Here is a 6,455-nt window from a genome sequence, read left to right as displayed (position 1 = left end):
GGCGACACGATGCAGGCGGCTCGTCAAAGATTACGAGCGCTATGCTCAGACCCTCGCAGGCCTCCACGTCGTCGCCTTCGCATGTCTCATGCTCAAGCGCGCCGCAGAATTCATGCTCCAAGGTGCATAACACCCTCTAGCCGACGAGCCCTCCAAAAATATAACGAACGATCTCGTCACTTACTCCCCCAAAGCAAGCAAAACTGTCACAACAGTCCAGCATTTCATCCAAACGATCAGAATTGATGTCGGCAAAATATTTGTTGGTTCAATCTCAGAGAAAGACCCAAAAGACCTGACAGATTCGGAATTCCTCGTGATAGGAAGCAAACGGGATAAGTTCACAGACCAACTAAGCAAGTATGTGAGCGAGTTCCTTTGCGCTGGGAACCCGGAGGTCAAATCGGGATTGCCCGATATTACGGTGGAGAGAATCGAAGCCGCGATCGATCGCGTCAACGCTTTGCTCCGCGAGGCAGTGGAAAAGGAAAATCGTTCAGCGAATTCGCATATAACCGCTCAGCTCACGACAGCGTCAACAGGGAAAGCGAAGACCCCTCGCGACAGGGGGTCCGTTTCAAACAACAATAATCCGGAAAAGACCGACGCGCTCGGTGAAAAGAAAGAGAAGAGGGCAATCTCGCAGCCCTCGAATGAAATCACGATCACAACCACGAGATCATCGAAGAACGAGGCTGGCTCGAAATTGAGGACGAGCGATAAGTCTGTTCCGACCTCGGAAAAGATGACCAAACAGAAAGGCGAGCTGAAGAAGAGCAAGAAACACCGCAAAGACCAGGCTGAGGAGAAAACAGAAAATCTGCTCAAGGCCGGCGCGCGAAAATCCGCGACGCTGACGACGCCGATAAACAATGCAGAGTCTTCCGCCGAGATGGCGCCCCTTCCCAAGACCGCGAGGGATCCTTTCATTTCCATCCCGGACGACAACGAGACGCCAGTGAAGAAGCCCTACCAAAAAGACAATCGTGATCTCTCGGAAGCCGAAAGCGGCAGCAGCGACGACAGCATTGCGCCGTCAAAGAAGAAGCAGAAGCGTGGCGACTTCGACTGACGGTCGCGTGGTGTTCCGGCTCTCGATGCGCGCGAGCGCGCGGCGGCGGCGTGGAGGCCTTTCCCGGATTTCAGCCGGCGGGCCGCGACTCTGCCCGTGCCGCCGCCGCCCGGGAAACGGCGCGGAGCCGCGCCTGAGCGGCCTTCCGCGCCAATCCGCCGCTCTTCCCGTTCCGCCCGCGTCGTGATAAGCGGAGCGCCTCAACACGCGCGGCATGGAGAGCCGGCTTGTTCCGCGGGAGTCGGGCAGCCGTAATTTTCGCTTATCTTTCGCGCACTTAGGCTAGAGGAAATTCCATGAGCCAGTCCGGTTTCTTCACCACCTCCGTCGCGCAGTCCGATCCGGAGCTCGCCAAGGCCATCGAGCTCGAGCTCGGCCGCCAGCGCCACGAGATCGAGCTGATCGCGTCGGAAAACATCGTTTCCAAGGCGGTGATGGAGGCCCAGGGCTCGGTTCTCACCAACAAATACGCCGAGGGCTATCCCGGCAAGCGCTACTACGGCGGCTGCCAATTTGTGGATATCGCCGAGAATCTCGCGATCGACCGCGCCAAGAAGCTCTTCGGCTGCGGCTTCGCCAATGTGCAGCCGAACTCGGGCTCGCAGGCCAATCAGTCCGTCTTCCTCGCGCTGGCGCAGCCGGGCGACACCTTCATGGGCCTCGATCTCGCCGCCGGCGGCCATCTGACCCACGGCTCGCCCGTCAACCTGTCGGGCAAGTGGTTCAAGCCGATCCCCTACACCGTGCGCAAGGACGACCAGCGCATCGACATGGATCAGGTCGCGGCGCTGGCCCGCGAGCACAAGCCGAAGATCATCATCGCCGGCGGCTCGGGCTATTCGCGCATCTGGGACTTCGAGGCGTTCCGCAAGATCGCCGATGAAGTCGGCGCTTACTTCATGGTCGATATGGCGCATTTCGCCGGTCTCGTCGCCGCGGGCCTGCATCCGTCGCCGTTCCCCCACGCGCATGTCGTCACCACCACGACGCACAAGACGCTGCGCGGCCCGCGCGGCGGCATGGTGCTCACCAACGACGAAGACATCGCCAAGAAGATCAACTCGGCCGTGTTCCCCGGCCTGCAGGGCGGTCCGCTCATGCACGTCATCGCCGCCAAGGCCGTCGCCTTCGGCGAGGCGCTGACGCCCGAGTTCAAGGCCTATCAGCAGCGCGTCAAGGACAATGCGCAGACGCTGGCCCAGACGCTCGTCGACGCCGGCCTCGCGATCGTCTCCGGCGGCACCGAGAACCACCTGATGCTGGTCGATCTGCGTCCCAAGAAGATCACTGGCAAGGCGGCGGAGGCCGCGCTCGGCCGCGCCCACATCACCTGCAACAAGAACGGCATCCCCTTCGATCCGGAGAAGCCCTTCGTCACCTCCGGCATCCGCCTCGGCACGCCGGCGGCGACCTCGCGCGGCTTCGGCGTGGGCGAGTTCAAGCAGGTTGGCGGCCTGATCGTCGAGGTGCTCGATGGTCTGTCGTCGAAGGGCGAAGAGGGCAATGCGGCCACGGAAGCGGGCGTGAAGGAAAAGGTTCACGCCCTGACCGCCAAGTTCCCGATCTACTGATCCGAAATAGCAACTCCCCGAAGAAATCGGGGAGAGGGTTGGAATGCCGATCGTGAGCTCGATCCCTCCCCTTTACGGGGAGGGTGGCCCGGCGAAGCCGGGTCGGGTGGGGTAAAGCCCCACCATGGATGTAGCGGCGCGAACCCCACCCGGCGGCCTTCGGCCGCCGACCTCCCCGTAAAGGGGAGGTATGGCGCCCGGCCCAGTGCTGAGAAAGCCAGCTGATGCGCTGTCCCTATTGCGGCTCCTTCGACACGCAGGTGAAGGACTCGCGCCCCGCCGAGGACTCATCCTGCATTCGCCGCCGGCGCGTCTGTCCGACATGCGGCGGCCGTTTCACCACCTTCGAGCGCGTGCAGTTGCGCGAGATCGTCGTCGTCAAGAAATCCGGCCGGCGCGCGCCCTTCGACCGCGACAAGCTCACCCGCTCCGTGGAGATCGCGCTGCGCAAGCGGCCTGTCGAGCCCGAGCGCGTCGAGCAGATGATTTCGGGCATTGTCCGACAGCTCGAGAGCCTCGGCGAATCCGAGATCGAGAGCCACCGTATCGGTGAACTGATCATCGAGGGCTTGCGCTCGCTCGACGCTGTGGCCTATGTCCGTTTCGCCTCCGTCTATCGTGACTTCCGCGAGGCGCGCGACTTCAACGCCCTCATCGACGAATTGGAAGGCGGCGGGGAACGGGCGGACGACCCGGACGACTGAATGAGTGTGCACGCAAAGATCATCCCGGCTGCGACGGACGACGCCTTCATGGCGGCGGCGTTGGCGCTTGGCCGGCGCAACATGGGCCGCACGGCTCCCAATCCGGCGGTGGGCGCCCTCGTCGTGCGCGACGGAGTCATCGTCGCGCGAGGCTTCACGGCGGTCGGCGGCCGTCCTCACGCCGAGGCCGTCGCGCTGGCCGCCGCCGGGGAGGCGGCGCGCGGCGCGACCCTGTATGTCACGCTGGAGCCCTGTTCGCACCACGGCGCGACGCCGCCCTGCGTGGACGCCATCATCGCGTCAGGCGTGGCCCGCGTGGTCAGCGCCATGGAGGATCCGGATCCGCGAGTCGCGGGCCGGGGCCACGACCTGCTTCGCGAAGCGGGGATCGAGGTTGTCGTTGGATGCGAGGCGGCGGCGGCGCGTTGCGACCATCTCGGCCATGTGCTCCGCGTCACCAAGCATCGGCCGATGGTGACGCTGAAACTCGCGCGGACGGCTGACGGCTACGCCGCCGGCGGCGCGCACGACCCGCGCCTGCACATCACCGGCCCCATCGCCGACGCCTTCACCCATGTGCAGCGTTCGCTGCACGACGCGATCATGATCGGCTCCGGCACGGCGCGGGAGGATGATCCGCTGATGACCGTGCGCCTGCCGGGCGTCGACGGCTCCGGCAAGCTGCGCGTCGTGATCGACCGCAAGCTCACCCTCTCGCCCGGCTCGCGCCTCGCATCGACGGCGCGCGAGGCGCCGCTGCTCGTCCTCGTCGGCGAGGACGTCGCGGAAAGCGAGGCGCGCGCCTTCACCGAGGCCACCGGGGCCGAGGTCGCGCGCGTCGGCGCGCAGGACGGGACCATTGATCTGCTCGCGGCGCTGCGCCTGCTCGCGGGGCGGGGGATCACGCGCGTGTTCAGCGAGGGCGGCCCGCGCGTAGCCGAAAGCCTGCTGACCATGGGGCTCGCTGACGAGGTGATCCTCCACACCGGGCTGAAGCCGCTGGGCCGTCCAGGCCGTCCGGCGCTGACGCCCGCCGCGCACTCGGCGCTGGAGAATGTGTCGCGCTACCGGATGATCGAGAGCCGCATGCTCGGCGCCGATCAGATGACGCGCTATGCGCGCATGGATTAGTCTATTCTCCCTCTCCCCGCAGGCGGGAAGAGGGCCGGGGTGAGGGGCAAGCCGGCATCGCGACCCTGCCGTGGGGCGGCTTCGGCCTGTATGGGGTCCGTGGCGCGGCCTCGCCCCTCACCCTAACCCTCTCCCCGCAGGCGGGGAGAGAGGACGATGCGGAGAGTTTCATGTTCACAGGCATTGTCACCGATGTCGGCGAGGTGATTTCGGTCGAGCCGCGCGGCGATCTTCGGCGGCTGCGCATCGCCTGCGGCTATGACGCGGAGACCATCGCGCTCGGCGCCTCCATCGCCAATGCGGGCGTCTGCCTCACGGTGGTGGCGGTCGCGCGCGAAGGCGGGCGCACCGTCTTCGACGTGGACGCGGCGGCGGAGACACTGGCGAAAACCACTGTCGGAACATGGGCGCAGGCAACGCGCGTCAATCTCGAACGGGCGTTGAAGATCGGCGATGAGCTCGGCGGGCATATCGTCACGGGCCATATCGACGGAGTGGCGCGCATCCTCTCGCGGGACGACTTCGACGGCATGGCGCGCTACTGGATCGAGACGCCGCCCGACCTCTCTCGTTTCGTCGCGCAGAAAGGCTCCGTCGCGCTCGACGGCGTCTCGCTGACGGTAAATGAGGTCGACGGCGACCGTTTCTCGGTCCTGCTGATCCCGCACACGCTCGCCGTGACCACTTTCGGCGCCCGCGCGGCAGGGGATGCGCTCAACATCGAGGTCGATCTGATGGCGCGTTACGCGGCGCGGCTCAGCGGTAAATAAACCGCGGCTGACAAGCCGGCGCGCGTGTGACATAAGACCCTTCATCATCTTCCCCCTTCCCAACCCTCCTCCGCTTCGCGGGAGAGGGAGCAGATTCGAGCCGTCATCGAGGATGCCGATCGTGAGCGTCCCCTCTCCCGCGGAGCGGGGGAGGGACAGGGTGGGGGCGTTTCGGAGTTCAACACGCAATGGCAGGTTTCGCACCGCAGGACAGTGACGCCGCGCCCGTTCCCGGCGCGCGCATTCTGGTCGTGGCGGCAAGGTTCAACGCCGGGGTTGTCGGCCTGCTGCGGCAAGGCGCGGTGACGGCCATCGAACGGCTCGGCGCCAGCGCGACGGTGATCGAGGTTCCCGGCGCGCTGGAAATCGCAACCGCGGCCGCGATCGCGCTCGACGCGGCGGAAAAGGCCGGCGCGCCCTATGACGGGCTCGTCGCGCTGGGCTGCGTCATTCGGGGCGAGACATATCACTTCGAAGTCGTCTCGAATGAAAGCTCGCGCGCTCTGACCGATCTCTCGGTCTCGCGCCGCCTTCCTCTCGGCAATGGAATTCTCACCGTGGAAAATGACGTTCAGGCCATCGAACGCGCCGATCCCAAACGCGGCGACAAGGGCGCCGACGCGGCGCTGGCGGCGCTGTCGCTCATTCGCCTGAAGCGGAGCCTCGCATGAGCCTCGACCAGCGTTCAGCGGCGCGCCTCGCCGTCGTGCAGGCGCTCTATCAGATGGAGGTCGCCGGCAAGGGCCTCAACGAGATCTTCGCGGAATTCGAGTCGCACTGGATGGGGCGCGAAATCGAGGGCGTTCAGTACAAGCCCGCCGAGGTCACGTTCTTCCGAGACGTCCTGCAGGGCGTGCTGACGGATCAGCTGGCGATCGACCGGCAGATCGACCGGGTGCTGTCCGGGGGCTGGCCGCTCGCGCGGCTTGAGGCCGTGATGCGCGCGGCGCTGCGCGCCGGAGCCTATGAGCTGCGCGCCCGCAAGGACGTGCCGCCGCGCGTGGTGATCAAGGAATATGTGGACGTCGCGGCCGCCTTTTTCGGGCCGACGGAGTCGGGCATGGTCAACGCCGTGCTCGACAAGATCGCGCGCGAGGAGCGGACGCAGGAGATGGGGTAGGGCGCTCCGTCGCGCCGCGACCGCCCAACGCCGCTCGTGAGCTCATCCCTCCCCTTTACGGGGAGGGTGGCCCGGCGAAGCCTGGTC

General features: G+C 65.7%; 7 protein-coding genes and 1 pseudogene. All 8 read left to right on the top strand.

Annotated features, from left to right (window positions below):
• Nucleotides 1–130: pseudogene (locus ACR652_RS10620) on the top strand (IS5/IS1182 family transposase); the annotation flags it as partial.
• 234 nt (nt 131–364) lie between these two features.
• Nucleotides 365–1,072: a hypothetical protein gene (locus ACR652_RS10615; protein ID WP_434506479.1), complete on the top strand. Its 708-nt coding sequence runs from the start codon at nt 365–367 to the stop codon at nt 1,070–1,072.
• Between the two features lie 296 nt (nt 1,073–1,368).
• Complete coding sequence (gene glyA / locus ACR652_RS10610; RefSeq protein ID WP_434506478.1) at nt 1,369–2,643, top strand: serine hydroxymethyltransferase; 1,275 nt, start codon at nt 1,369–1,371, stop codon at nt 2,641–2,643.
• A 224-nt stretch (nt 2,644–2,867) separates the two neighbouring features.
• Nucleotides 2,868–3,347: a transcriptional regulator NrdR gene (gene nrdR, locus ACR652_RS10605; RefSeq protein WP_434506477.1), complete on the top strand. Its 480-nt coding sequence runs from the start codon at nt 2,868–2,870 to the stop codon at nt 3,345–3,347.
• Nucleotides 3,348–4,478: a bifunctional diaminohydroxyphosphoribosylaminopyrimidine deaminase/5-amino-6-(5-phosphoribosylamino)uracil reductase RibD gene (gene ribD, locus ACR652_RS10600; protein ID WP_434506476.1), complete on the top strand. Its 1,131-nt coding sequence runs from the start codon at nt 3,348–3,350 to the stop codon at nt 4,476–4,478. It begins immediately after the preceding gene.
• Nucleotides 4,479–4,648: 170 nt separating this feature from the next.
• Nucleotides 4,649–5,248 (top strand): riboflavin synthase, encoded by a 600-nt coding sequence (locus ACR652_RS10595; RefSeq protein WP_434506475.1) that lies wholly within the window; start codon nt 4,649–4,651, stop codon nt 5,246–5,248.
• A 188-nt stretch (nt 5,249–5,436) separates the two neighbouring features.
• Entirely contained in the window at nt 5,437–5,919 is a 483-nt protein-coding gene (gene ribH / locus ACR652_RS10590) for a 6,7-dimethyl-8-ribityllumazine synthase (protein ID WP_434506474.1), read from the top strand.
• The gene (nusB, locus tag ACR652_RS10585; RefSeq protein WP_434506473.1) at nt 5,916–6,368 is read left to right on the top strand and encodes a transcription antitermination factor NusB; all 453 of its coding nucleotides are present in this window, start codon (nt 5,916–5,918) and stop codon (nt 6,366–6,368) included. Before ribH ends, nusB begins: the two co-directional genes overlap by 4 nt.
• Nucleotides 6,369–6,455: the final 87 nt, after the last annotated feature.

Source organism: Methylocystis sp., assembly GCF_051061225.1.
In the GTDB taxonomy this organism is placed as follows: domain Bacteria; phylum Pseudomonadota; class Alphaproteobacteria; order Rhizobiales; family Beijerinckiaceae; genus Methylocystis.
This window is presented reverse-complemented; position numbering and strand designations above follow the sequence as displayed.